Here is a 24,319-nt window from a genome sequence, read left to right as displayed (position 1 = left end):
TGATTGAATGTTAACTAAAATAGAAAATAACTATTTTGAAGTGATTAAAGATGATCAGAAATCTTTCAATGAAGAACAATTTACATCACGTTATTCTGAAATTCTAGATAAATATGATTTTATTGTTGGTGACTTTGGTTATGAGCAACTTCGTTTAAAAGGCTTTTATCATGATTCTAATAAAAAAAGTGATGCAAATAAGCGATTCTCTGCTATTCAAGATTATATATTAGAGTATTGTAATTTTGGATGTAAATATTTTGTGTTGAGACGATTATCTAAATCTGAGATATCTAAATTAACAGCAGAAGAAGCAACTTTCATAGATGAAGAACATAAATTAGAAGATGTTAAAATAGAGCCAACAATTCAGCAAAATACTAAACAAGAGCAACAAAACAAACAACAAGAAGCTGAAACAGTAGAAATAGAAGAAGACGCAATTGAAGAACAACCTACATCTAAAAATACTTTAAAAGATTATTTATAAACGAAAGAGCCCGGAATTTTTCCGGGCTCTTTTGTATTGAGCTATAGCGAGATTGTGAATATTTTTGTATGAAGTTGTTTATATAATATAGGTGCGTTAGTAACAAAAATCGGTCGAAGTGTAACTATGAAGTGTCTTATTTACAAAACTACTGAGAATTGTAATTACTGGACTTCTTATTTGCACTTTCGACCAGAACTGCAAATAACGCTCACACTATATTAATTACAAACGCAATTCAATTTTATATATCTATAACATCATGTAAATATTCTGTTACTTCTTCGCCTTCTTCTTTTGTTAAACCGAGGATGTGACTTATATAGCCATCTTCTTCTAAGTCATCCTTACCGATAATACCAAATGTATTGTTTTGGGTATTAAGTACCATTGTTTTTCCATAATGTCTATCTGTATAAATCAGTGTTAAGTCATAGCGACTGCGTTCACCGACAAATCCTACAAATTGTATTTTCGCTTCATCTTGCTCGTCATATAAGAACATATCTATCATGTTTAGCGACTCCTTTTTAAAAATCTTTCTTTACTTGTATAGTATACAGAGCAATGCCCTACAATTCAAAATTATGATATGATGATATATGGATAGGAGGTCTTCTACATGTATTTCGTAGATAGCAAAACTTTAACTTTAAAACTAAATTATTTAGAAAAATTAACGGTAGATTTTGAAACCGAGAAAAATTCTCCATATGCTTTAGAAAGAATCGCACATATGATGATTGAATCTGTAGTTGATATTGGGAATTTGATTATTGATGCATTTATTTTAAGAGATCCTGGTAATTATAAAGATGTGATTGATATTATGGAACTTGAAAAAGTCTTCCAACCTTCATCTGCTGAAGCGATTAGAACATCTATTGATTACAGAAAAGAACTTATTAGAAATTATGAAAATATTGATCATGATCAATTAAGAAAAGCTTTTGAAATTGCGACGCCATTTTATAAACAAGCAATTGAAGATACAAAACATTTTTTAGAAAATGAAAATGTTCCCGTAACAGCTTTTGGTGAAGGAGATAAAAATGAAAGATTATAAAGGTTATTTTATTGATATAGACGGTACAATGTATAAAGGTACGGAAGTTATTGAAGGTGCAATCGAATTTATAAATTATTTAAATGAAAATAATAAAGATTATTTATTCGTTACGAATAACTCTTCAAAAACACCTGCTGAAGTAGCAGAAAAATTAAATAATATGGGTTTTCATACTTCAAGTGAACATGTGATTACTTCTGCAATGGCAACTGCTGGATATATAAGTGAAGCTTCTCCTGGCGCATCAGTATATATGGTAGGCGGAAGTGGATTAGAAACTTCTTTAAAAGATGCTGGCTTAGTTGTGAAAGAAGATGAACAAGTTGATTATGTCGTAATGGGCTTAGATGTGAATATTTCTTATGAAAAGCTTTCAGTAGCATGTTTAGCCGTTAGAAATGGTGCGAAATTCATATCTACAAATAAAGATGTTTCGATTCCAAATGAAAGAGGATTTTTACCTGGAAATGGTTCGTTGACAAGCGTTGTAAGTGTATCGACTGGACAGACGCCAGTATTCATCGGTAAACCAGAAACAATAATTATGGAACAAGCAATTGAAAAAATTGGTCATGCTAAAGAAGATTGTGTCATGATTGGTGACTTATATGACACTGATATTTTAGCTGGAATCAATAGTGGCATTGATACATTACATGTACAAACTGGTGTAACTTCTTTAGAAGAAATTAATAAAAAAGAAGTATTACCAACATATAGCGTTAAGAATTTATTTGAAGTGATTAAGTAAATTCACATAAGGAGCTGAGAACATGAATGAGAAAGTACTTGTTGCAAGACAATTACCAGAAAAGTTTATCAATCAGATTAAAGAATATGCAGAAGTAGATGTTTGGAACAGCGAATTAGAACCAATGCCTCGAGAAGCATTTTTAGAACGTTCTCAAGACGCTACAATTGTCATTACGACATTAAGCGAGCAAATTGATGAAACATTTTTTAACAATGCAACGCACATAAAAGGTGTCGTCAATTTAGCTGTTGGCTTTGATAATATTGATGTGGAACTTGCTGAAGAAAAAGGTGTTGTTGTTACAAATACACCAGAAGTTTTAACAGAAACGACTGCCGAATTAGGATTTACGTTAATGTTAACAGCAGCAAGAAGAATTGTTGAAGCGGTTCAATATGTACATAATGGTGAATGGAAAAGTTGGGGTCCATATCTTTTAGCAGGAAAAGATGTCCACGGCTCAACAGTTGGTATTTATGGAATGGGCTCAATTGGAGAAGCTTTTGCTAGAAGATTGAAAGGCTTTAATTGTAAAGTACTTTATCATAATCGTTCTCGAAATGAAGAAGCTGAACAGCAATTAAATGTTGAATATCGTACAATGGATGAATTGCTTAATGAAAGTGATTTCGTAGTTTGTACGGCGCCATTAACACCTGAAACAAAAGGTATATTCAATCGAGAAACTTTTAAAAAAATGAAAAACTCAGCAATTTTAATTAATATTGGACGTGGTGGTCACATCGTAGAATCTGATTTAATTGAAGCAATTGAACAACAAGAAATTTTAGGTGCAGCATTAGACGTTGTTGAAAATGAGCCTATTTCAGATGATCATCCATTTTTAAAAATGGATCAAGTTATCGTTGTGCCACACATCGGCAGTAGTTCAATTGCAACACGAGATAAAATGGTGCAGCTATGCGTGGATAATGCTAAACAAATTATGTCTAACCAAGATCCAATAACGCCGGTTAAGTTAAAATAATCAAACGAAATTAATAAAGAAAAAACAGGCTGGGACATAATGTCTCAGTCTGTTTTAGTCTCTAGTCATCCTTGCCGTGGCTAGACTACGAAATCTTTTTTACAAAGTAGATTTCTGTTCCACTCATTTTTTATTGCCATATATTGCTAAAATTTTACATATAATTCTTGATATTCGATTACGTATAGAATATAATGATGAAATAGAATAATTACAAAATTAAAACACAAGGAGATTAACAATGGAAAAAATTAGGTACATTATAAACTCTGAAAACTTTAAATTGATTGGTTTGACGATTTTCTATTTACTAATCATGATTGTGTTATTTTGGATTTATGCTGGTGGAAGTGCAAGTAATGATTTTATATATAATGAATTTTGATGAAGGAGAAAGTTTATGAGGGACATCTTAGAAAAAGTAACATTTATGAATAAGTGGCATGCTGATAAGGTTGCGATAAACTATAGAGATGAAGTAATGACTTATGGTGAATTAGATCTTTATTCTAATAAATTAGCTACTTTAATTAAAAGTTCTGAAAAGCCTATAGTACTTTATGGTCATATGTCACCTTATATGATTGTGGGAATGATCGCGAGTATGAAAGCAGGCATTGGTTACGTTCCAATTGATACTTCTATTCCATTAGAAAGAATAGAGCATATCATTGAGAAGGTTGAGCCTGTTTTTATTTTGAACACAACTGGAAATTTATTGAATAATTTACATGTAAAGCAAATAACGATAGAAGAAATACTTGCTGTTGAATCAGTGGATCAAGACTTCAAGAGAATAATTGATAAAGACATTGTTTATACAATATTTACATCTGGATCTACAGGATTACCAAAAGGTGTACAAATAAGATATGAAAGTCTTGTTGATTTTACAGAATGGATGCTGGAATTAAATCAAATAGGCGAGCATAGAATGTGGTTAAATCAAGCGCCGTTTTCTTTTGACTTGTCTGTTATGGCCATTTATCCGTGTTTAATGACTGGCGGTACACTTCAACTTGTCGATAAGAAGATGATTGAAAAGCCTAAACAATTATATGAATTACTCGAACATAAAGCAATAGAAAGCTGGGTATCTACACCTTCATTTTTAGAAATGTGTCTGTTATTGCCTAATTTTAATGAAACACAACATCCGAAATTAAAGCAGTTCTTCTTCTGTGGAGAGATATTAAGTCATAAAACAGCACAGAAATTACATGATTTGTTTACGACATCAACTATTTATAATACATATGGACCAACTGAAGCTACAGTTGCTGTAACGAGTATACAAATCACGCAAGAAATACTGGATCAATTTAAACCTTTACCAATAGGCAAAGTACGCCCAAATAGTGAATTGAAGTTAACAGATGAAGGTGAATTAATTATTATAGGCAAAAGTGTGAGCCAAGGTTACTTAAAAGATGAAGAAAAACATAATAAAGTGTTTAAAAACATTGATGGCCAATTAAATTATCATACAGGTGACAAAGCAACTTATCGAGATGGTTATTGGTTCATTAACGGAAGAATTGATTTTCAAATTAAGATCAATGGTTATCGTATGGAACTTGAAGAAATTGAAAGCGTACTTGAACACTTACCAGATGTTAAACAAGCTGTCATTTCACCAATCAAACAGGGTGAGAAAATCCAATATTTACATGCAACAATTGTGCCGATAGCTGATGAGTTAGAAAGTGAAAATGATATGACAATGCATTTGAAACATGAATTGAAATTACATTTACCTGAATACATGATTCCTAGAAAATTTAGCTATGCTAAACAGCTACCTTTAACGTCTAACGGTAAATTAGATCGCAACAAAGTATTAGAGAGGTTAAATTCATGACACCATATGGAGATTTTACTTATTTCTACATCTGTTTAATCTTAATGTTACCCGTTATTATTTTAGGATTAATCGGTAAGAAAAGTCTTATATACAATAGAGTAATAACCTTAATTATGCTTGTTTTAATATTTTCGGATGACAGTAAAAATTTATTCGATAATCAATATTTAAGTTATCAACTCATTTTCTTTGCACTGTATGTATGTTATCAAGTTGTTTTGATTAGAACTTATAACACGCTCGTAAAGAAAACAAACAACTTTAAGTTATATGTGAGTGCAATATTTTTATCTATATTACCGTTAATTATTGTCAAAGTATTACAAAGTAGTTGGCTTGGAACACATCAACTTACAATACATGGTAATAGAGTCATTGAATTTATTGGATTTTTAGGAATTTCTTATATTGCATTTAAGAGCATTCAACTCATTATGGAAATTCGTGATAGTCGAATTAAGTCTATTGATACGATGAAATTAATCGATTTTATTACATTCTTTCCAACAATCTCATCTGGTCCAATAGATCGATATAAACGCTTTATTAAAGATGAAGAGAAGACAATAGAACCTGAAAAGTACTATGACATGCTTATCAAAGCCATACATATGGTGTTTATGGGATTCTTGTATAAATATATCATTGCTTATTACATAAATGAGTATGTAATAAAAGTTGTACCAATAGACACGGATCCAACATTTTTAAATTACTTATATTATATGTATGGTTATAGTTTCTATTTATTCTTTGATTTTGCAGGATACAGTTTATTTGCAATTGCATTTAGTTATTTATTTGGTGTGCAAACACCTGTTAACTTTAACCAACCATTTAAAGCTAAAAATATTAAAGATTTCTGGAATAGATGGCATATGAGTTTATCATTTTGGTTTAGAGATTGCGTATATATGCGATTTGTATTTTGGGTATCTAAAGAAAAATTATTAAAAGATAAATTATTAATATCTAATTTAGGATTTTTCTTGAATTTCTTTATTATGGGTATTTGGCATGGTATTGAATGGCATTATATTTTGTATGGTTTATATCATGCATTGCTATTTATTGGGTATGGCTATTACGAACAATGGCGTAAAAAACATCCTATAAAGATGAATCCAAGCATTATGAACATAGTAGCAATTTTAATTACATTCCATTGTATAGCATTTGGATTTTTACTTTTCTCAGGCAAGTTAATACATTAAATAAGGGAGTTATATTATGAATTTTGAAGAGAGTGTTTTAAATATTTTAGCAGAAGTTGCAGAAAATGATATCGTTAAAGAAAATCCTGATATTGAAATATTTGAAGAAGGCATTATCGATTCATTTGCGACAGTAGGGTTATTATTAGAAATTCAAAATAATTTAGGCATTGATGTAACAATTACTGATTTTGATAGAGATGAGTGGGCAACACCAAATAAAATTATAGCAGTACTTAAGGAATTACAATGAAATTAAAGTTATTGTTACCATTATTAATAAGTGGTTTATTATTCGGTTTATTTTTACTCGTACCAGTAGAATGGATTAAATCATTTTCAAAGTATGACAGTATTAATAACGAAGCGATATCTTTAGATGATACAGTACTAAAAGGTGTGCACTCACAAGAAGAAATGTTATTAAGTAAAAATTTCTATCCAATCTTTGGGTCAAGTGAATTGGAAAAACAAGACATCTTCCATCCAGCGTATATCTTGAATGACAAAAAAGCGAAATTGCAACCATATCTAATAGGTACGGGTGGATCAACTGATTTAATTCATGCAATTAATATGGGAAGCCAAGCACATAATCTAAAAGGTAAAAAAATAGCGATTATTATTTCGCCACAATGGTTTACAGATCATGGACTGACAAATGATAACTTTAGTGCTCGCTTTTCACCATTACAAGCTAATCACTTATTTAAAAATAAAGTGTTAAGTCCAGAAATTAAAGATCGTTTTGCTAAAAGATTAGCGCAATTTAAACAATTAAAATCAGACCCATACTTGAAATCAGTCATAGGAAAAGAAAATCATCATTATGATGAAGGTACATTTATGAATGATTTTGAAAAAAATATCTATGAAAAACACGACGCTTTGAAATCAATTTTTGGACAAGAAAAAGCAAAGTTACATAGAAAAGAACACCATCATTTTAATCATATGAATTGGAATGACTTGAAGTTATACGCATCAGAATATGGCGCACAACATTCAAGAACAAACAAATTTGGTATGAATGATAAATATTGGCATTTATTAAAACAGCAACGTAAAAGATATAATCGTAATTACGAGTTTAATATGCATTCGAAAGAATTTGATGATTTACAATTATTAATCGATACTTTAAAAGAAGCTAAAGCAGACCCATTGTTTATTGTGATTCCAGCAAATGGAAAATGGTATGATCATATTCATGTGGATAAAGAAAAACGTGAAGCGGTATATGAGAAAATCAATCACATGATTCAAAAGAATGATATGAAAGTATACGATTTAACCGATAAAGAATATGAACCGTATGTAATAACAGACGCCGTTCATATAGGATGGAAAGGCTGGGTATATATTAATGAACAAATGATACAACATATCAATGGAACATATGATGGAAAAGTGAGTAGACAGTATCATTAATATTACCTAGGAAATAAAAAACAGGACATCGTTTATAAACGATGTCCTGTTTTTTATTAATTATGAAGTTAGAATACTTGTTCTACTTCCACTACGCCAGGTACTTCTTCTAATAAAGCACGTTCTATGCCAGCTTTTAGCGTAATAGTAGAACTTGGGCAAGTACCACAAGCACCAAGTAGACGTAATTTAACAATCCCGTCATCAACATCTACTAATTCACAGTCGCCACCATCACGTAATAAGAATGGTCTTAACTTTTCGAGTACATCACTAACTTGATCAAACATTGTTTGTTGTTCGGTAGCCATATATATTAATACTCCTCTCATCAAGTGTTATTAGATACATTAATCTTATTTATCTATTATAATAGAAATAAGGTAAAAAATCTATTCATGAAACTAGGGGGATGCTAAAATGTCCAAGGCAAGTATAGTAATTTATGGAGCTGATGTTGTATGTGCAAGTTGTGTAAATGCACCATCATCTAAAGACACATTTGAATGGTTACAAGCAATTTTAGGAAGAAAATATCCAGAGTTAAACCTTGAATACACATATATTGATATTATGAAACAAACAGAAAATTTAACAGATCACGACCAACAATTTATCGAAAGAATAAACGAAGACGAACTTTTCTATCCACTTGTAACAATCAATGATGAATACGTAGCAGATGGTTATGTTCAATTAAAGCCAGTAACAAAATTTATAGATGAACACGTAGCAGTAGAACAATAAAAATGAATAATTTAGGGAGTTAATTGGGGACAGGTGAGTTGGGTAGAGTATAGATGTGAGAAAAGTCAAGTCATGGCTTAACTCCTGAATAAAGCCAAGAGCTCGCCAAAGATGTGAGATAAAGAGGCAGTTAACTCACATCTTCACTTCCAACCACCCCCCCACATACAATAGAAAAAAAGTAGCAGAGTAATCTGCTACTTTTTTCTTATCCGTTATGATATTTATATAACCATAGAACACCTGATTTAATGACTCTTGCTAAACGACCTGTTACGGTTTGTTCCATTAAATAAGCGAAGCCTTGTTTTTCACCAAGTGAACCTACAAATCCTTGTGGTTTCAAATCTGGCATCTTTTCAGGTAATGGTTTGTTTGCCCATTGTAATTTCATGACTTCAGCGATTTGATCAGCTTGTATTTCTGCTAAATATGCGCTTGGTGCATGAGGTAATGCTGCACAATCGCCTACAATATATACATTTGGATATGTTGGAATTTGATGATATTGATTTACGATAACCCTTCTACCGTCGTTTGTATCAACTGGAAGATTTCTAACGATTTCAACTGGTTGTATACCGGCAGTCCATACAACTAAATCAACGTTATGAATATCTTCATTGTTATAAAGTTGTCCGGGTTCAACTTTAGTGATATTTGAATTTGGTACAACTTCTACATTATGTTTATCAAACCATTTTTTTACGTATTTACTTAATTTCTCTGGGAATGCAGGTAAAATTCGTGAACCTCTATCAAAAAGTTTAATTTTAATATCTTGTCTACTTTCACGTAATTCACTTGCAAGTTCTATACCACTTAATCCTGCACCGACGATACCTACAGTTGCATCACTTGGTAAGTCACATATTGCTTGGTATGTTTTGCGTGCGTTTTGTACAGTTTGAATACTATAGGTATATTCTTTTGCGCCAGGTACGTTGTGATATTTGTCTTCACAACCTAGACCTATTACAAGTTCATCATAATCAACTCGTGTATCTCCAACTGAAACAATTTGATTGTCTAAATCAATATCAGTAATTTCCCCGTATACTGTATTAATTTTTTTATCTTTTGGAAATTGAACACGAATATCTTTATCTGGTTTTGTGCCTGCTGCTAATGCGTAGAACTCTGTTTTTAAACCGTGAAATGGCATACGATCAATCAGCGTAATTGAATAATCGGAAGGTAATGTGCTAGGAAGTATTTCTTTCATTAAGCGCATATTACCGTATCCGCCCCCTAATAATACTAAGCTTTTCATCGTTATTCTCCTTTGTCCATAAATCAAATTTCTACAAATTTGTATGTATATATTTTATAATATATAAGTATACTTTTAGTATAATCGTTTTTGGCATAAACTACAATGAATGTTAAAATAGTTTAATGAATAAAAAGTGAGTAGGTGAACACATTGAACCCAATTGTCGAATTTTGTATTTCAAACTTGGCCAAAGGTGCTGATGTAGTGTTTAACAAGCTCGACAATGATCCAGAAGTAGATGTATTGGAATACGGTTGTCTACAAAATTGTGGACCATGTGCTAGAGGGTTATATGCATTAGTCAATGGAGATATGGTCAAGGGAGAAACACCAGAAGAATTACTTGAAAATATATATAGTCATATAGAAGAAAATTGGATTTTTTAGGAGGAATAAATATGTCAACTGTTATATTAACTGAAGCAGCAGCTTATGAAGTTAAAGATATGATGAAAAATAACGATATGCCAAATGGTTATTTGAAAGTATCTGTTAAAGGTGGCGGTTGTACAGGACTTTCTTACGGAATGTCAGCAGAAGAAGAACCGGCTGAGAATGATGAAGTTCTAGAGTTTTATGGTGTGAAAGTGTTAGTAGATAAAAACGATGCACCAATTTTAAATGGTACAACAATTGACTTTAAGACATCTTTAATGGGTGGCGGATTTGCGATTGAAAACCCTAATGCTATTGCAGCTTGTGGTTGCGGAAGTTCATTTAAGACAAGAGACGTTTCAGGTACGCCAGAACAATGCTAAGGAATTGATATGTCACACTTGAATTTATCTTTATAAAAATATACAATAAAACTTGTATGTAAATAGTATTATCTTTATTTGTGAGGAAAAACACAAAGTGACACAACTTTCCTATAAGTGTCAAACAAAATTTAGAAAGTATAGGTGAAAATAATGGGATTTGAACGTAAAAAAGTTCTAGTATTAGGGGCAGGATACGCTGGCTTACAAACAGTAACTAAATTGCAAAAATTAGTTTCAAACCAAGACGTTGATGTTACATTAATCAACAAAAACGATTATCACTACGAAGCTACATGGTTACACGAAGCTTCTGCAGGTACTTTAAACTATGAGGATGCTTTATACCCAATTACAAATGTAATCGACAGAAATAAAGTAAACTTCGTTAAAGCAGAAGTAACAAAAATCAACAAAGATGCTAAAACAGTTGAAACATCTAACGGTGTATTCGAATATGATATTCTTGTTGTTGCATTAGGATTTGAAAGTGAAACATTCGGTATTGAAGGTATGAAAGAACATGCTTTACAAATCGAAAACATTAACACTTCTCGTCGTATTGCTAAACATATCGAAGATAAATTTGCTAATTATGCTGCATCTAAAGAAAAAGATGAAAATGATTTAGCAATCTTAGTAGGTGGCGCTGGATTCACTGGTGTTGAATTATTAGGTGAATTAACAGAACGTATTCCTGAATTATGTAAAAAATACGGTGTAGATCAATCTAAAGTTAAAATCACTTGTGTTGAAGCTGCTCCAAAAATGTTACCTATGTTCTCTGAAAACTTAGTGAACTACGTTGTTAAATATTTAGAAGAACGTGGCGTTGAATTCAAAATTTCTACTCCAATCGTTGCTTGTAATGAAAAAGGTTTCGTAGTTAAAGTTAATGACGAAGAACAAACTTTAGAAGCTAACACAGCTATTTGGGCTGCAGGTGTTAGAGGTAGTAAATTGATGGAAGAATCATTTGACGGCGTTAAACGTGGTCGTATCGTAGTTAAAGATGATTTATCAATCGACAACTATGATGATATCTTCGTAATTGGTGACTGTTCAGCTGTTATGGCTGGTGAAGGAGACAACAAGCGTCCACTTCCAACAACAGCACAAATCGCTATGCAACAAGGTGAACACCTTGCTAAAAACATTAAAAACATCTTCAATGGTGAGAAAACAGAGCCATTCGCATACGATGACAAAGGTACTGTATGTTCATTAGGTAGCCATGATGGTGTTGGTGTTGTTATGGGTCGTGAAATTACTGGTAAAAAAGCAGCATTCATGAAAAAAGTTATCGATACTCGTGCAATTTTCAAAATTGGTGGTATCGGATTAGCCTATAAAAAAGGTAAATTCTAATTGATTCATTATTAAGTGTAGAGACCTGCTATTAGGCGGGTCTCTTTTTTTAAAGGAGGTTAGCTATGATATCTTTACCGCAAGTTATTATATCTATGGCATTATTTTTTGTTCTGTTTTTTGGAATCGCTTTTATATTAAATATGCTATTAAAAGGTACTTGGTTAATGGTCGTACTTTATCCATTTGTTATTTTTGCAATTGTAGATAAAATTTCCACTGCTATGTACTTTACAGATCCAGCAACTGCATTTTCAAAACTTATTACAGGTTTAACACATATACATACTGCGGATATATTAATGCTTGGTTCAGGATGGATTGGCGCTATTGTCGCAGGATTTGTTATAAGGAATTTACGAAGAAGCGGTTATTCAATGTTTTAACAAAGGGGATAATAATGATGAATATAAAAATTAAAGAAACATATTCTTATAATGAACTTCCGATTGTAATCGGTTGTCCAAGTCACTTAAATCAAATGCACAATTTTGATGAAATTAATCAAATTTTAGACGGACAACTTGAAAATTTAAAAAAACAACAAATTATTAGTAGTGAGCTTGGTAAAATCACAAGTACAGCGATTATCATAAATGGACAAGTCGTTAAATTAATTGCAGTAGGGTTAAGTAACTTAAAAGAAATTAAAGAAAATGACTATCAAATTGTGTACGGAAATTTAAGCAGATATTTACAAAGTAATAGAATTGAAGAAGTACATCTATTAGATGATACGTTTGTATCACAAAATGTATCTAATCAAGAACGTGCTTATCGTTTTGGTTGGTTATTCACACAAGCTACATTTGTATTTGATACGTATAAATCAAACAAATCAGCAAATGTTAACACAGTTATTAACTATGTTACAACGACAACTGAAGATGTCACGACATTTATTAATCAAGGTGAAATTTTAGGAGAGAGTGTTAATTTAGCGAGAACATATTCACAAACACCACCGAATATTTTAACACCAGATTATTTCGCAAACGAAATTGAACAACACTTTAAAGATTCAGAAGTAAATGTCACGATTAAAAATGAAGATGAAATTAGAGAAGAAGGTATTGGTTTATTAGATGCAGTTGGTAAAGGATCTATAAATCCACCTCGTTTAGTCGTGCTTGAATATAAAGGTTCAACACAAGATCCAATTGCGCTTGTAGGTAAAGGTGTAACATACGATTCAGGTGGTTACCAAATTAAATCTAAAACAGGTATGCCAACGATGAAATATGACATGAGTGGTGCAAGTAACGTAGTAGGTATGATGCATGCTATCAACAAATTACAATTACCAATTCATGTAGTAGCAGTATTACCATTAGCTGAAAATATGATTTCAAGCAATGCAATGAAACCAGATGATGTATATACTGCATTAAGTGGAGAAACAGTTGAAATAACAAATACGGATGCTGAAGGAAGATTAGTATTAGGTGATGCTGTTTCATTCGTTAAACAATATAAGCCAGAACTTATTATGAACTTTGCGACATTAACAGGAGCTGTCGTTGCAGCATTAGGTTTAGGGAAAACGGGGATATTCTCAAGCGATGCTGATCAATACATTGATGATGTGAAACAAGCTGCAAAATATTCAAATGAAGTAAGTTTTGAATTACCAATAACAGATGAAGAGAAACAAGATATTAAATCTTCAGAAGTTGCAGATTTAACTAACTGTATTTTAAATAAAAACGGTAAAGCTTTATTTGCAGCAGCATTTGTAACACATTTTAGTGATGAAATACCACACTTACACTTTGATATTGCCGGTTCAGGGGAAACAGAGACTGATTCATTCAAAGGTCCAAAGGGTGCGACTGGTGCTATGATACCAACAGTACTTCATTTCTTAAAAAATAAATAAAATCAGTCAATCATATATAAAGCGGGATAAAAAATCTATGGACTATGATAGGTTTGGATCCCGCTTTAATTATGACTAAATCTGATTCTGAATATTCGGACTAATTATTGAGATGTTGACATGCTATTTCTCAACTGATATGATAAATTCATTATTTCACTTTATCGTGGTAGAGAACTAAAGAATGGAGAGGGTCTTTTTGGAAATAAATGCAGTATTAGTAGCTGTTATTGTGATGATTATACTTTGTTTAATGCGTTTAAATGTTGTACTAAGTATATTCATAGGTGCATTAACAGGTGGTTTATTAAGTGGAATGTCTGTTGATAAAGTCATTTCCACATTTGGTAAAACAATCGTTGATGGTTCAGAAGTTGCATTGTCTTATGCATTATTAGGTGGATTTGCAGCACTGATTTCTTATAGTGGTATAACTGACTACATCGTAGGAAAAATCATTACATCAATGAAAAAAGAAAATTCACAGAAAAGTAGATTAAAAATAAAAATATTATTAGTAGCTGTATTACTTGTAATTTCAGTACTCAGTCAAAATATCATACCTGTCCATATCGCATTTATACCTATTCTTATACCACCATTACTAAGCTTATTTAATGAACTACAAATGGATAGAAGATTAATTGCTACAGTTATTGGTTTCGGACTATGTTTCCCTTATATTTTATTCCCTTATGGTTATGGTCATATATTCCAATCTATTATCTTTGATGCATTTGGAAAAGCAAATGTAGATATAGAATTCAATAGTATTTGGAAAGCGATGTTAATTCCTTCAATGGGCTATGTATTTGGATTAATTGTTGCGATTATTATGTACTGGAAACCTAGAACATATAAAACAATTAAAGTAGAAGAAGACGAAGAAACGAAGACATTAAAGCCATATCCATTAATTGTGACGGGCTTAGCAATTTTAGGAACATTCGTTGTTCAAACATTAACGGAATCTATGATTTTTGGTGCATTAGCAGGGATCTTAATATTCTTCTTCTCAGGATTATATAACTGGAGAGAATTAGATGCTAAATTAGTTGAAGGTATTCAAATCATGGCATACATTGGTGTTGTGATTTTAACTGCAAACGGATTTGCAGGTGTGATGAGCGCTACAAATGAAGTAGGTTCACTAGTTGAAAGTCTAGCATCAATTACAGGAGATAATAAAGCATTCAGTATTATAATGATGTACGTTATTGGTCTTGTTGTAACACTAGGCATAGGATCATCATTTGCGACAATTCCAATTATTGCTAGTTTATTTATTCCATTTGGACAAGAAATTGGACTTAGCACTATGGCATTAATCGCAGTTATCGGAACAGCAGGCGCGTTAGGTGATTCAGGTAGTCCTGCAAGTGATTCAACTTTAGGACCAACAGCTGGTTTAAATGTTGACGGTGAACACGATCATATTAGAGATACATGTATACCGAACTTCTTAATATATAATATCCCGTTAATTATTTTTGGATTTATTGCTGCAATGGTATTATAGTATGATTAAGGGGGATTAATCATATGGATTTAATAGAGAACTTTGGAATAGAAACAATCGAATCAAGACATGGCTATATCGAAATGACGATGCCAGTAACGGATAAAGTTAAACAACCATTCGGATTCCTACATGGCGGTGCAACAATAGCATTAGCAGAAACAGCAGCATCAATGGGTGCTCATTACGCTTCAAGTGAAGACGAAATTCCGTTAGGATTAGAAATCAACGCAAATCATATAAAGTCAACTCGATCAGGTACAGTTCGAGCAATAGGTCAAGCACTTCATATTGGAAGAACAACACAAGTATGGGATGTTAAAGTTATTGACGAAAAAGAACAACTTATTTCCATAGTAAGAGCAACAATAGCAATTAAACAAAAAAGATAATTTAATCATATAAAAAGCGAACAATCATATATTTGTATTGATCGCTTTTTATTCTTATTGGTATATATATTTTTAAATATCTCAATAAAGGGTATACATATAGTATATATAATTTAAGGAGGATATATTATGACTAAGCACAATCCTTTAACAGCTTACTATTATGACCAATATGATAAACAACCACAAAATTATCCAGGTATTCAGAAAAATATGAATCCTGTTCCAGATTGTGGTGAAGAGTCCTATTTAGGTTCAGAGAAATTGAAAGGTAAGAAAGCACTTGTAACTGGAGGAGATTCTGGAATAGGTCGTGCTGCTGCAATCGCTTATGGTAAAGAAGGTGCAGATGTCGCGATTAATTATATTCAAGATGAAAAAGAAGATGCTGAAGAAGTAAAAAGTATTATAGAAAAAGCTGGTCAAAAATGTGTACTAATTCCTGGAGATTTAAGAAATCGAAACTTCCCTAAGCAACTCGTCCAAGAAGCGCAAAATAAATTAGGTGGCTTGGACATAGTTGTACTGAACGCAGGTATACAACAATATGAATATGACATTCAAAATTTATCAGAAGATAATCTTAGAGATACATTCGAAGTGAATGTTTTTTCTGGTATAGCTACAATACAAGAATCGCTTCAATATTTAAAAGAAGGTAGTAGTATTATTATTACATCATCTATACAAGGGTTTAAACCAAGTGCCCATTTGGTAGATTATGCGATGACAAAAAGTTGCAATATATCATTAACGAAAAGTTTAGCTGCTCAACTTGGAGAAAAAGGCATTCGTGTGAATAGTGTTGCACCTGGACCAATATGGACACCATTACAAATATCAGGTGGTCAACCACAGGATAACATACCAGACTTTGGAAAAAATCAGCCTTTACAAAGAGCAGGTCAACCAGTCGAATTAGCAGAAGTGTATGTTTTACTTGCATCAGATAGTGCAAGTTATATCACAGGACAAGTATATGGTGTAACTGGTGGCGCACCAATAAATTAATATAAATAAAAAGTTGTTGCTAGTGAAATAATCACTGCAACAACTTTTTTATTTTGCATCTTTTAAATCATCGCGAATTGTTCTTTCACTAGGTCTAACGCCCATATAGTAAGCACTTCTTGAAACTAAGTGACCTGCTAACGGACCTGTTATGAATATAAAGATAATACCTAGTAGTAGTTGAACATTGAAATGTCCTTCTTTAGCGATAAAGTATATCAATACACCTAACAAGATAAGCATAACGCCTAATGTAGAAGCTTTTCCAGAGGCGTGTGCACGAGAAAAGACATCTGGTAATCTTAGAATACCTAACGCTGCGAAAAAGCTAAAGCAAGCACCTATGACCATCATAAAAATTGAGATACTAATAAGAATCGTTTCTATCATTTTCAATGATCTCTCCTTTATCCATAAATTTCGCAAATGCTGCAGTACCTAAGAATGCTAATATACCTATTAATAAAAGTATAACGAATAAATATCTAGTATGAGTTAATACTGAGAATAAAGCTATTATGGCCATTAATGTAATACCTAATGCGTCGAGCGCAATGACTCTATCAGCTAGAGTAGGACCAATAATGACACGAATCAGCATACCAATCATAGAGAGTGCAACGATGATAATCGCAATAATAACGAATATATTTGTCATCGTATGCTCACCTCCTTGATAGCTTTTTCAAATGAATCTTTAATCGCACTAACTTCAGAATCAATATCTGAAAAATCAATTGAATGAATATAAAGTGTTTTTTTGTCATCTGAAATTGCTACGACGATTGTTCCTGGTGTTAAAGTGATTAATTGTGATAATAAACTAATTTCCCAATCCTTATCTAAATCTGTAGGATAAGCGAAAAATGCCGGCTTATTATGGATTTCTTTTTGTATAACTATTCGAATAACATCTATATTCGCTAAAATTAATTCTTTCATAAATATAACTGCTAAAATAAGTGATTTCCAAACAGGACGTAAGTATAAATGTTTGCCTGGAAGAAGCGGTAAGGCTACTAAGACGAACAATATACCAAATAGATAACCAAATACAAATGCACCAAATGTATAAGTATCTGAAAGCATCATCCATAATGCAGCTAAAAGAACATTTATGAGTACTTGTATCGCCATTAATAATCGCCTCCTAACGCATTAACATAAGTTTCTGGGTTATAGAATGGTAATGCAGCTTTTTCCACTAATGGATATAAGTAGTCTGCTCCAAGTCCAAATAGAATGGCTACTATTGTAATGGCTACTGATGCAATCATTAATTTATTGATTGGTAGTTTAGGGTTATAAATATAACCTTTTTCTTCACCCCAAAATGCCATTAAGAAAATGCGCATTACAGAATAGAGTACACATAAACTTGATAAAAGAACGATAATACCACTTATGTAATAACCATTTTCAAATGTAGACATTACGATGATATATTTACCATAGAATCCACTTAATGGTGGTATACCAGCTAACGACAGGGCAGCTATAAAATAAATCCAACCAAGAACTGGATAGTGATTGATTAATCCACTGAACTTTCTTAAATCAGGCGTACCAGTTATTTTAATAATGACCCCAATTAATAAGAATAAAGCAGCTTTGATAATCATGTCATGTAGCAAGTAATAGATACTTCCCATCATGCCGTTTTTATCCATCATTGCAGCGCCAATTAGGATAACACCAATCGCGATCATAATATTATAAATGATAATCTTTTTAACATCGTAATAGGCAATAGCACCAATACAACCCATGATGATTGTTAGGATTGACAGAACAATTAACGTTTGCGTAATAAATTCACTATTCGTTGAATAGAATAAGCTAAACGTACGCATAATTGCATATACACCAACTTTAGTTAATAAAGCACCAAATAGTGCGATAATCGGAATTGGTGGTGCATAATATGCTCCAGGTAACCAGAAATACAGTGGGAACATACCTGCTTTAGTCGCAAATACGAATAGAAACATGATAAATGTAATAACAACGATATTTAAATTTGTTCCTGAAAGTTCTGCGAATTTAACATGTAGATCTCCCATATTTAATGTGCCAGTAATTGAGTAAAGCATACCGACACCTAATACAAAGAATGCAGATGTTAATACATTAACGAGTATATATTTAATACTTTCTTGTAGTTGGATTTTAGTACCACCAATAACAAGTAATAAATATGATGACATTAAAAATACTTCGAAAAATACGAATAAGTTAAATAAGTCACCAGTCATAAATGCGCCGTTAACACCTGTAACCATCATTGAAACACCAAAGTAATAAAAATATCTTTCACGATGGAGACCAATTGATTGGTGAGAGTATATGAGTACGATAAGCGTAATCAGTAAACTCACAGTTACGAGTAGTGCACTTAACATATCCACATATATAACAATGCTGTATGGAACGGGCCAGCTACCTAAGTTTAAAGTTTGTGTTCCATTCATATATATGTGGTAGAGGTTGTATAAACTCACTAATAATGCTAACGAGAACCCTGTTAATACCACTTTACGTTTAACATAAGGTCTGTGACCGACAAAAATTAACGTAACGGCAGTTAAAAATGTAATGACAAGAGGTACAATAATCAAATTACTCATCTTTCGGTACCTCCTTCATCTCTTCTAAATTATCAGTTCCCAATTCCTTATAACTTCTAAAAGCTAATACTAAGAAGAATGCTGTAACAGCGAAAGCTATTACGATGGCAGTTAAGATCAATGCTTGTGGTAATGGGTCAACATAGTTCTTAATACCTTCTTCTTCAATAGGTAAGGCACCTTTTTTCAATCCGCCCATTGTCAGTAACATTAAATGTACGCCATGGGATAGTAATGTAGTACCAATAATAATCCTAATTAAACTTTTAGAGAGAACAAGGTACACTGATACGGATATAATAATACCTGCAACGAAAATCATTAATATTTCCATTATTCATTCTCTCCAATCGCTAATATGATAGTAATGGCAGTACCCACAACAGCTAGTAATACACCTAAATCAAATAGCATTGCTGTATGCCAATGAACTTCACCAAAGATAGGAAGATGAAATTCTCCAAATTTATGTGTGAAAAATGTTTTGTTATATGTCCAACTTAAGATTGGTGTTAGAACACAGAAGAACAAACCAGTTGCTGTTACTAATTTAAAGTCAAATGGGAACATTTTCTTTAAAGTTTTAGTATCAAAGGCTATACCGATAATAATGACTGCAGATGAAAGTAATAATCCACCTACAAAACCGCCGCCTGGTGTATAGTGTCCACCAAAGAAGATAGAAACAGCATACATCATAATAATTAGGAAAATGATAATGGCATTAAACTGAAAGAATACATCATTTGATTGTTTCTTCATGTTCTTCACCTCCATCTTTATCCTTGTCTCTTAATTTAACTAATGTGTAAATACCTAATCCTGCAATACCTAAAACAGCTGACTCGAATAATGTATCGAATCCACGGAAGTCAACAAGAATAACGTTTACCATGTTTTTCCCAGCGGCTAGATCGTATACATTATCTATATAATATTGAGAAATAGAATCAAAATGTCTATTTCCATATGAAATTAATCCGATTGTAATAACTCCAATTCCAACACAAATCGCAATGATAAAGTTACCGATTTTAAAGTTTCTATTTTCATCATGTCTACTCATTTTAGGTAAATGATAGAAACATAGTAAGAATAGGGCAGTTGAAATTGTTTCAATTGATAATTGTGTCAGTGCTAAGTCTGGCGCACCAAAGAATACAAAGAATAAAGCAACTGAATAACCAACTGCAGCTAACATAATGATGCTAAATAGTCTTGACTTAGCTAATACGATACAGAATGTACTTACTAAAATTAAACCCATTAAAATGACTTCATATGGTCTAATTTCGCTTATATTATCGAATGCAACACTTACAGGATGTGTAAATAACGTGAGTGCAGTCATAATGATAAAGAATGCGAAAATATACATTAAATATGATCTGATAAATCCAGTCATATAGCTTTGCGTTATTTTGTTTGAAATATAAGAACTTAATTGAATACCTCTGTCGTAATAATAATTAAACGTTAAGTATTCAGGTTGAATGCTATAAATATTGAACCATTTTTCTACTGATTTAAATAATATAAAACCTATAATAAATACGATTAACGTACCTATTAAAGCAGGTGTTATACCGTGCCAATGAGATATATGAACATCAGGCGCATCAGCGAATGGTGCAATTGCTCTTACTGCTGGTGCAATAATACTGTTGCTTAATATATTTGGGAATAAACCAAATAACACAACTAAGAATGTCAAAATACCTGTCGGCAATAACATAAGTAACGGTGCTTCGTGTGGTTTCTTAGGTAAAGCTTCAGGTTTATAGTCTCCAAAGAATATTTCATGTACATATTTAAATGAATATACAAACGTAAAGATACTACCAACAATCGCAACTATCGGTAATAAGTACCCAAGTGTTGATAAACCAAATATATCAGCTTGATGACTATCAAACATTGCTGTTAAGAACATTTCCTTAGATAAGAAACCATTAAATGGTGGAACACCCGCCATGCTTAAAGCAGTAATAATTGTGAACGTACAAGAAATTGGCATGATGGTCATTAAACCGCCTAATTTTTTAATGTCTCTTGTACCAACTTCATGATCGATTGTTCCCGTAATCATGAATAATGCACCTTTAAATGTTGCGTGGTTAATTAAATGGAATACTGCAGCGATAATACTAGCTAAGAATAATTGACTTTCTTCACCAGAATAATGATAACTGACAGCACCGATTCCAAGCATGGACATAATCATACCGAGCTGTGAAACTGTTGAGAATGCTAAAATACCTTTTAAATCTTGTTGTTTTACAGCGTTAAATGATGCCCAGAACAATGTGATTAATCCGATAGCAGTTACCGCCCAAACAAATCCAGCACTTGCTGCAAAAATTGGTGTTGTACGAGCAACTAAATATATACCTGCTTTAACCATTGTTGCTGAGTGCAAATAGGCACTGACTGGTGTAGGTGCTTCCATTGCATCTGGTAACCAAATATGAAATGGAAATTGTGCAGATTTAGTCATAGCACCAATTAAAATTAAAATCATTGCAAAAATAAAGTAAGGTGAACTTTGAATTTCAGCGGCATTTTGTACTAAAGAGGTAATACTCCAAGAATTACCTGCAATTGCGATACAAATAAATCCACCTAGTAACATTAAGCCACCAAACACTGTAATTAATAATGACTTTTGCGCACCATATATTGACGATTGTTTATGGCGCCAATAAGCGATAAGTAAGAAACTTGAAATAGATGTTAATTCCCAGAATAGGTAAAGCATTAATAGATTATCTGATAATACAACACCTAACATAGCTCCCATAAACATAAGTAAATAACAATAAAAATTACCGAGTGATTCATTTTTACTTAAATATGTAATGGAATATAATACAACGAGCGCACCAATCCCTGTAATTAATGATGCGAATAATAAACTTAGTCCGTCTAAATGAACGGAGAAGTTCATACCTAATCTAGGCATGAAATCCCATATTACAATGAATGGTTTTTCCGAATCTGGAACATTTATGTATGACATAAAATAACTAAATATAATAATCGGAATAGGTAGTACAAACCATCCTAGATGTATACCTTTATAAAATCTGTATAAAATTGGTATTATGATTGCAAAGATTAAAGGTAACAAAATCATAATATGTATCAAACTCATTTAATAACCTCCTTCCAAAAATCTTATAAATATTATTATACACAATAAAGTTATTGCTTGAAAATACTATCAAGTCAATCTTTCAGAATTTTTAGGCTATTTTTAAATATGAAGAAACACGTTATAAATTTTTATAATTTTTTTAAGTTTGCTAAAAATTTGCCTTGTATTGACGTGAATAATCTATTTTTAATTGTTCAATACACTTCAAAGCTTGTTCACTATATGCATTATTTCTTTTAATCATTTTTTCTTCAAGTTCGGCTAATGATGATTTTAATGAATCAATGTAATTTGGAACATCATGTGGATACTCTTTTAAAAACTGTGCAGTTGTATATCTTTTTTCGAATTGGCTTAAAGCTTTTCTTTCATGGAAAAAAACATTTTCAACTTCATTTGGACTATGTAAATCTCCTTGTCGAGGATGTTTGAGAACAGCTAATACTTTAACAAGAAACTGGTCTCCTTTTTCTTCAACTATTTCTACGACATATTGACCTGTTTTGTGTGGAAATTGATAATACATGTTGATATCCCCTTTCTAAAAAATTATGTTATGATATCACTATTGTAATTATTTTAACATGAATGGAGAATATTAAATGACAAACTATCCTCAATTAACAAATGAAATATTAGAAGGTGAAAGAGTTGTAGAAATTAAAACAACTAAAGGAAACATGACATTCAAGTTATTTCCTGAATTAGCACCTAAAACTGTTGAAAACTTCATCGGTTTAGCTGAGAAAAAATATTATGATGGCATCATTTTCCATAGAGTTATCAATGACTTCATGGTACAAGGTGGAGACCCAACTGGTACAGGTATGGGTGGCGAAAGTATTTATGGAAGTGCTTTTGAAGATGAATTCTCATTACAAGCATTTAACTTATACGGTGCGTTATCTATGGCTAATGCTGGACCAAACACAAACGGTTCACAATTTTTCATTGTACAAATGAAAGAAGTACCAGCAAATATGTTATCTCAACTTAAAGATGGTGGTTGGCCTGAAGAAATCGTTGATCGTTATGCAGAAAAAGGCGGTACACCTTGGTTAGACCAAAAACACTCTGTATTTGGTCAAATTGTTGAAGGTGAATCAGTTCTTGAAGAAATCGCAAACGTTAAAGTTGGCGCTAACGATAAACCAGTTGAAGACGTAGTAATTGAAACAATTGAAATTATAAAATAAATCGACATTCAATTGTCATAAAAAAATCAATGCATTCGACTCAATCTTTGGTATAATTTAGTTGCTAAGGGAGTGGTCGGCTTATGATGGAATTTCTTTATTTTCCAGATAATAAATTAGAATATATTCCTGCTGTTGCTACGTTGATATTATTTATGATTTTGGCGTATATCGTATTTATGATGTTCCGTAAAAAATCTAAAAAAGACGAAGAAAAAATGAAATCATTTGAAAAACAAGTAATGGATCATTTAGAGCAAGAGGAGAAAAAGAACAATAAGAAGTAAATAAAGCATTCCAAACGAATACTATATATAGGAAGAGACTGAGGCATATGTATGTCGAAGTCTCTTTTTTATATGTAATGTTGAGTTGAGGGGTGGGCGCTAACGATCAAGACTCAAAAACAAGATCGTTAGAAATTCTAACGTTCAAGAAATCAAAACAAGATCGTTAGCGCCCAACATATCTCACAAAATCCCCATACAAATCCTACAACAAATAAAGAATCTTTAATCTATTTTCGCCATAGAATACTTATTTCTTAATCTAATAATAAATTCATGAATTTATAGATGA

The 24,319-nt window shown here is 32.1% G+C and carries 30 protein-coding genes and 1 pseudogene; 20 read left to right on the top strand and 11 right to left on the bottom strand.

Translation table 11 applies throughout. From position 1 onward, the window contains the following. Window positions 1–7 precede the first annotated feature (7 nt). Window positions 8–385, top strand: a pseudogene (locus tag LQ675_RS02755) (YutD family protein); the annotation flags it as partial. A gap of 349 nt (window positions 386–734) precedes the next feature. On the opposite strand, the gene LQ675_RS02750 reads toward LQ675_RS02755, so the two are convergent. Then, the gene (locus LQ675_RS02750) at window positions 735–1,004 is read right to left on the bottom strand and encodes a DUF3055 domain-containing protein (protein WP_078355584.1); all 270 of its coding nucleotides are present in this window, start codon (window positions 1,002–1,004) and stop codon (window positions 735–737) included. Window positions 1,005–1,112: 108 nt separating this feature from the next. Here LQ675_RS02750 and LQ675_RS02745 point away from each other — a divergent pair, with 108 nt between their 5' ends. The 8 genes from LQ675_RS02745 to dltD all read left to right on the top strand — a co-directional run bounded on the left by LQ675_RS02745 (window position 1,113) and on the right by dltD (window position 7,810). After that, the gene (locus LQ675_RS02745; protein WP_078355585.1) at window positions 1,113–1,556 is read left to right on the top strand and encodes a DUF86 domain-containing protein; all 444 of its coding nucleotides are present in this window, start codon (window positions 1,113–1,115) and stop codon (window positions 1,554–1,556) included. Continuing rightward, window positions 1,543–2,310: a TIGR01457 family HAD-type hydrolase gene (locus LQ675_RS02740; RefSeq protein ID WP_239726631.1), complete on the top strand. Its 768-nt coding sequence runs from the start codon at window positions 1,543–1,545 to the stop codon at window positions 2,308–2,310. Before LQ675_RS02745 ends, LQ675_RS02740 begins: the two co-directional genes overlap by 14 nt. Window positions 2,311–2,332: 22 nt before the next feature. Then, window positions 2,333–3,301 carry a 2-hydroxyacid dehydrogenase gene (locus tag LQ675_RS02735; protein WP_239726632.1) on the top strand — a complete coding sequence of 323 codons (969 nt, stop codon included), beginning with the start codon at window positions 2,333–2,335 and terminating at the stop codon, window positions 3,299–3,301. 241 nt (window positions 3,302–3,542) lie between these two features. Further along, window positions 3,543–3,686, top strand: coding sequence for a teichoic acid D-Ala incorporation-associated protein DltX (locus LQ675_RS02730; RefSeq protein WP_119494714.1), 144 nt, complete (start codon window positions 3,543–3,545; stop codon window positions 3,684–3,686). Between the two features lie 15 nt (window positions 3,687–3,701). Beyond that, entirely contained in the window at window positions 3,702–5,162 is a 1,461-nt protein-coding gene (gene dltA / locus LQ675_RS02725) for a D-alanine--poly(phosphoribitol) ligase subunit DltA (RefSeq protein ID WP_239726633.1), read from the top strand. Then, window positions 5,159–6,379, top strand: a complete 1,221-nt coding sequence (dltB, locus tag LQ675_RS02720) for a D-alanyl-lipoteichoic acid biosynthesis protein DltB (RefSeq protein WP_058591489.1) — start codon at window positions 5,159–5,161, stop codon at window positions 6,377–6,379. The genes dltA and dltB overlap by 4 nt, the downstream gene beginning before the upstream one ends. 16 nt (window positions 6,380–6,395) lie before the next feature. Continuing rightward, complete coding sequence (gene dltC / locus LQ675_RS02715; protein WP_048540156.1) at window positions 6,396–6,632, top strand: D-alanine--poly(phosphoribitol) ligase subunit 2; 237 nt, start codon at window positions 6,396–6,398, stop codon at window positions 6,630–6,632. Continuing rightward, entirely contained in the window at window positions 6,629–7,810 is a 1,182-nt protein-coding gene (dltD, locus tag LQ675_RS02710) for a D-alanyl-lipoteichoic acid biosynthesis protein DltD (protein WP_106417856.1), read from the top strand. Before dltC ends, dltD begins: the two co-directional genes overlap by 4 nt. 68 nt (window positions 7,811–7,878) lie before the next feature. Here the strand turns inward: dltD and LQ675_RS02705 are convergent, their stop codons facing one another. Next, the gene (locus tag LQ675_RS02705) at window positions 7,879–8,121 is read right to left on the bottom strand and encodes a NifU family protein (protein ID WP_025904405.1); all 243 of its coding nucleotides are present in this window, start codon (window positions 8,119–8,121) and stop codon (window positions 7,879–7,881) included. Window positions 8,122–8,230: 109 nt separating this feature from the next. Between LQ675_RS02705 and LQ675_RS02700 the strand changes: the two genes are divergently transcribed. Beyond that, window positions 8,231–8,557, top strand: coding sequence for a YuzD family protein (locus LQ675_RS02700; protein ID WP_048540152.1), 327 nt, complete (start codon window positions 8,231–8,233; stop codon window positions 8,555–8,557). 208 nt (window positions 8,558–8,765) lie between these two features. Here LQ675_RS02700 and LQ675_RS02695 read toward each other — a convergent pair whose 3' ends face one another. Continuing rightward, entirely contained in the window at window positions 8,766–9,830 is a 1,065-nt protein-coding gene (locus tag LQ675_RS02695) for an NAD(P)/FAD-dependent oxidoreductase (RefSeq protein WP_239726634.1), read from the bottom strand. 153 nt (window positions 9,831–9,983) lie between these two features. Here LQ675_RS02695 and LQ675_RS02690 point away from each other — a divergent pair, with 153 nt between their 5' ends. The 8 genes from LQ675_RS02690 (at window position 9,984) to LQ675_RS02655 (ending at window position 16,760) form a co-directional block, all read left to right on the top strand. After that, on the top strand, window positions 9,984–10,220 hold the full coding sequence (locus LQ675_RS02690) for a YuzB family protein (RefSeq protein ID WP_025904683.1): 237 nt from the start codon (window positions 9,984–9,986) through the stop codon (window positions 10,218–10,220). Between the two features lie 11 nt (window positions 10,221–10,231). Further along, window positions 10,232–10,591 (top strand): HesB/IscA family protein, encoded by a 360-nt coding sequence (locus LQ675_RS02685; RefSeq protein WP_048540148.1) that lies wholly within the window; start codon window positions 10,232–10,234, stop codon window positions 10,589–10,591. 153 nt (window positions 10,592–10,744) lie between these two features. Further along, window positions 10,745–11,959, top strand: a complete 1,215-nt coding sequence (locus tag LQ675_RS02680) for an NAD(P)/FAD-dependent oxidoreductase (protein ID WP_048540146.1) — start codon at window positions 10,745–10,747, stop codon at window positions 11,957–11,959. A 65-nt stretch (window positions 11,960–12,024) separates the two neighbouring features. Continuing rightward, window positions 12,025–12,345: a YuiB family protein gene (locus LQ675_RS02675; protein WP_025904686.1), complete on the top strand. Its 321-nt coding sequence runs from the start codon at window positions 12,025–12,027 to the stop codon at window positions 12,343–12,345. A 17-nt stretch (window positions 12,346–12,362) separates the two neighbouring features. Beyond that, entirely contained in the window at window positions 12,363–13,838 is a 1,476-nt protein-coding gene (locus tag LQ675_RS02670) for a M17 family metallopeptidase (protein WP_208182991.1), read from the top strand. Between the two features lie 205 nt (window positions 13,839–14,043). Beyond that, window positions 14,044–15,357: a Na+/H+ antiporter family protein gene (locus LQ675_RS02665; protein WP_256891563.1), complete on the top strand. Its 1,314-nt coding sequence runs from the start codon at window positions 14,044–14,046 to the stop codon at window positions 15,355–15,357. 23 nt (window positions 15,358–15,380) lie between these two features. Further along, complete coding sequence (locus LQ675_RS02660; protein ID WP_058591484.1) at window positions 15,381–15,749, top strand: PaaI family thioesterase; 369 nt, start codon at window positions 15,381–15,383, stop codon at window positions 15,747–15,749. A gap of 129 nt (window positions 15,750–15,878) precedes the next feature. Then, window positions 15,879–16,760 (top strand): SDR family oxidoreductase, encoded by an 882-nt coding sequence (locus tag LQ675_RS02655; protein WP_058591483.1) that lies wholly within the window; start codon window positions 15,879–15,881, stop codon window positions 16,758–16,760. Between the two features lie 48 nt (window positions 16,761–16,808). On the opposite strand, the gene mnhG is transcribed toward LQ675_RS02655, so the two are convergent. The 8 genes from mnhG to kapB all read right to left on the bottom strand — a co-directional run bounded on the left by mnhG (window position 16,809) and on the right by kapB (window position 23,070). Continuing rightward, a complete protein-coding gene (gene mnhG, locus LQ675_RS02650) occupies window positions 16,809–17,150 on the bottom strand; it encodes a monovalent cation/H(+) antiporter subunit G (RefSeq protein ID WP_025904690.1) in 342 nt (113 codons plus the stop codon). Further along, window positions 17,128–17,418: a Na(+)/H(+) antiporter subunit F1 gene (locus LQ675_RS02645; protein WP_048540139.1), complete on the bottom strand. Its 291-nt coding sequence runs from the start codon at window positions 17,416–17,418 to the stop codon at window positions 17,128–17,130. Before LQ675_RS02645 ends, mnhG begins: the two co-directional genes overlap by 23 nt. Continuing rightward, window positions 17,415–17,897 (bottom strand): Na+/H+ antiporter subunit E, encoded by a 483-nt coding sequence (locus LQ675_RS02640; RefSeq protein ID WP_025904692.1) that lies wholly within the window; start codon window positions 17,895–17,897, stop codon window positions 17,415–17,417. The genes LQ675_RS02645 and LQ675_RS02640 overlap by 4 nt, the downstream gene beginning before the upstream one ends. Then, window positions 17,897–19,387, bottom strand: a complete 1,491-nt coding sequence (locus LQ675_RS02635; protein ID WP_048540137.1) for a Na+/H+ antiporter subunit D — start codon at window positions 19,385–19,387, stop codon at window positions 17,897–17,899. The genes LQ675_RS02640 and LQ675_RS02635 overlap by 1 nt, the downstream gene beginning before the upstream one ends. Beyond that, window positions 19,380–19,721 carry a Na(+)/H(+) antiporter subunit C gene (locus LQ675_RS02630; protein WP_025904694.1) on the bottom strand — a complete coding sequence of 114 codons (342 nt, stop codon included), beginning with the start codon at window positions 19,719–19,721 and terminating at the stop codon, window positions 19,380–19,382. The genes LQ675_RS02635 and LQ675_RS02630 overlap by 8 nt, the downstream gene beginning before the upstream one ends. Further along, window positions 19,721–20,149 carry a Na(+)/H(+) antiporter subunit B gene (locus LQ675_RS02625; RefSeq protein WP_025904695.1) on the bottom strand — a complete coding sequence of 143 codons (429 nt, stop codon included), beginning with the start codon at window positions 20,147–20,149 and terminating at the stop codon, window positions 19,721–19,723. Before LQ675_RS02625 ends, LQ675_RS02630 begins: the two co-directional genes overlap by 1 nt. Then, a complete protein-coding gene (locus LQ675_RS02620; RefSeq protein WP_058591481.1) occupies window positions 20,130–22,541 on the bottom strand; it encodes a Na+/H+ antiporter subunit A in 2,412 nt (803 codons plus the stop codon). The genes LQ675_RS02625 and LQ675_RS02620 overlap by 20 nt, the downstream gene beginning before the upstream one ends. Before the next feature lie 151 nt (window positions 22,542–22,692). Then, the gene (kapB, locus tag LQ675_RS02615; protein ID WP_058591480.1) at window positions 22,693–23,070 is read right to left on the bottom strand and encodes a sporulation phosphorelay system protein KapB; all 378 of its coding nucleotides are present in this window, start codon (window positions 23,068–23,070) and stop codon (window positions 22,693–22,695) included. 76 nt (window positions 23,071–23,146) lie between these two features. Between kapB and LQ675_RS02610 the strand changes: the two genes are divergently transcribed. Then, window positions 23,147–23,740 (top strand): peptidylprolyl isomerase, encoded by a 594-nt coding sequence (locus LQ675_RS02610; RefSeq protein WP_048540134.1) that lies wholly within the window; start codon window positions 23,147–23,149, stop codon window positions 23,738–23,740. Window positions 23,741–23,823: 83 nt separating this feature from the next. Beyond that, window positions 23,824–24,027: a hypothetical protein gene (locus LQ675_RS02605; RefSeq protein ID WP_025904699.1), complete on the top strand. Its 204-nt coding sequence runs from the start codon at window positions 23,824–23,826 to the stop codon at window positions 24,025–24,027. Window positions 24,028–24,319 lie beyond the last annotated feature (292 nt).

Origin of the sequence: Mammaliicoccus sp. D-M19, assembly GCF_022386695.1 — a bacterium.
In the GTDB taxonomy this organism is placed as follows: Bacteria; Bacillota; Bacilli; order Staphylococcales; family Staphylococcaceae; genus Mammaliicoccus; species Mammaliicoccus sciuri.
This window is presented reverse-complemented; position numbering and strand designations above follow the sequence as displayed.

Bases quoted from the DNA above. Each gene is read 5' to 3' on its own strand.
- LQ675_RS02750 (WP_078355584.1), bottom strand. From the start codon at position 1,004: ATGATAGATATGTTCTTATATGACGAGCAAGATGAAGCGAAAATACAA.
- LQ675_RS02745 (WP_078355585.1), top strand. From the start codon at position 1,113: ATGTATTTCGTAGATAGCAAAACTTTAACTTTAAAACTAAATTATTTA.
- LQ675_RS02740 (WP_239726631.1), top strand. From the start codon at position 1,543: ATGAAAGATTATAAAGGTTATTTTATTGATATAGACGGTACAATGTAT.
- LQ675_RS02735 (WP_239726632.1), top strand. From the start codon at position 2,333: ATGAATGAGAAAGTACTTGTTGCAAGACAATTACCAGAAAAGTTTATC.
- LQ675_RS02730 (WP_119494714.1), top strand. From the start codon at position 3,543: ATGGAAAAAATTAGGTACATTATAAACTCTGAAAACTTTAAATTGATT.
- dltA (WP_239726633.1), top strand. From the start codon at position 3,702: ATGAGGGACATCTTAGAAAAAGTAACATTTATGAATAAGTGGCATGCT.
- dltB (WP_058591489.1), top strand. From the start codon at position 5,159: ATGACACCATATGGAGATTTTACTTATTTCTACATCTGTTTAATCTTA.
- dltC (WP_048540156.1), top strand. From the start codon at position 6,396: ATGAATTTTGAAGAGAGTGTTTTAAATATTTTAGCAGAAGTTGCAGAA.
- dltD (WP_106417856.1), top strand. From the start codon at position 6,629: ATGAAATTAAAGTTATTGTTACCATTATTAATAAGTGGTTTATTATTC.
- LQ675_RS02705 (WP_025904405.1), bottom strand. From the start codon at position 8,121: ATGGCTACCGAACAACAAACAATGTTTGATCAAGTTAGTGATGTACTC.
- LQ675_RS02700 (WP_048540152.1), top strand. From the start codon at position 8,231: ATGTCCAAGGCAAGTATAGTAATTTATGGAGCTGATGTTGTATGTGCA.
- LQ675_RS02695 (WP_239726634.1), bottom strand. From the start codon at position 9,830: ATGAAAAGCTTAGTATTATTAGGGGGCGGATACGGTAATATGCGCTTA.
- LQ675_RS02685 (WP_048540148.1), top strand. From the start codon at position 10,232: ATGTCAACTGTTATATTAACTGAAGCAGCAGCTTATGAAGTTAAAGAT.
- LQ675_RS02680 (WP_048540146.1), top strand. From the start codon at position 10,745: ATGGGATTTGAACGTAAAAAAGTTCTAGTATTAGGGGCAGGATACGCT.
- LQ675_RS02675 (WP_025904686.1), top strand. From the start codon at position 12,025: ATGATATCTTTACCGCAAGTTATTATATCTATGGCATTATTTTTTGTT.
- LQ675_RS02670 (WP_208182991.1), top strand. From the start codon at position 12,363: ATGAATATAAAAATTAAAGAAACATATTCTTATAATGAACTTCCGATT.
- LQ675_RS02660 (WP_058591484.1), top strand. From the start codon at position 15,381: ATGGATTTAATAGAGAACTTTGGAATAGAAACAATCGAATCAAGACAT.
- LQ675_RS02655 (WP_058591483.1), top strand. From the start codon at position 15,879: ATGACTAAGCACAATCCTTTAACAGCTTACTATTATGACCAATATGAT.
- mnhG (WP_025904690.1), bottom strand. From the start codon at position 17,150: ATGATAGAAACGATTCTTATTAGTATCTCAATTTTTATGATGGTCATA.
- LQ675_RS02645 (WP_048540139.1), bottom strand. From the start codon at position 17,418: ATGACAAATATATTCGTTATTATTGCGATTATCATCGTTGCACTCTCT.
- LQ675_RS02640 (WP_025904692.1), bottom strand. From the start codon at position 17,897: ATGGCGATACAAGTACTCATAAATGTTCTTTTAGCTGCATTATGGATG.
- LQ675_RS02635 (WP_048540137.1), bottom strand. From the start codon at position 19,387: ATGAGTAATTTGATTATTGTACCTCTTGTCATTACATTTTTAACTGCC.
- LQ675_RS02630 (WP_025904694.1), bottom strand. From the start codon at position 19,721: ATGGAAATATTAATGATTTTCGTTGCAGGTATTATTATATCCGTATCA.
- LQ675_RS02625 (WP_025904695.1), bottom strand. From the start codon at position 20,149: ATGAAGAAACAATCAAATGATGTATTCTTTCAGTTTAATGCCATTATC.
- LQ675_RS02620 (WP_058591481.1), bottom strand. From the start codon at position 22,541: ATGAGTTTGATACATATTATGATTTTGTTACCTTTAATCTTTGCAATC.
- kapB (WP_058591480.1), bottom strand. From the start codon at position 23,070: ATGTATTATCAATTTCCACACAAAACAGGTCAATATGTCGTAGAAATA.
- LQ675_RS02610 (WP_048540134.1), top strand. From the start codon at position 23,147: ATGACAAACTATCCTCAATTAACAAATGAAATATTAGAAGGTGAAAGA.
- LQ675_RS02605 (WP_025904699.1), top strand. From the start codon at position 23,824: ATGATGGAATTTCTTTATTTTCCAGATAATAAATTAGAATATATTCCT.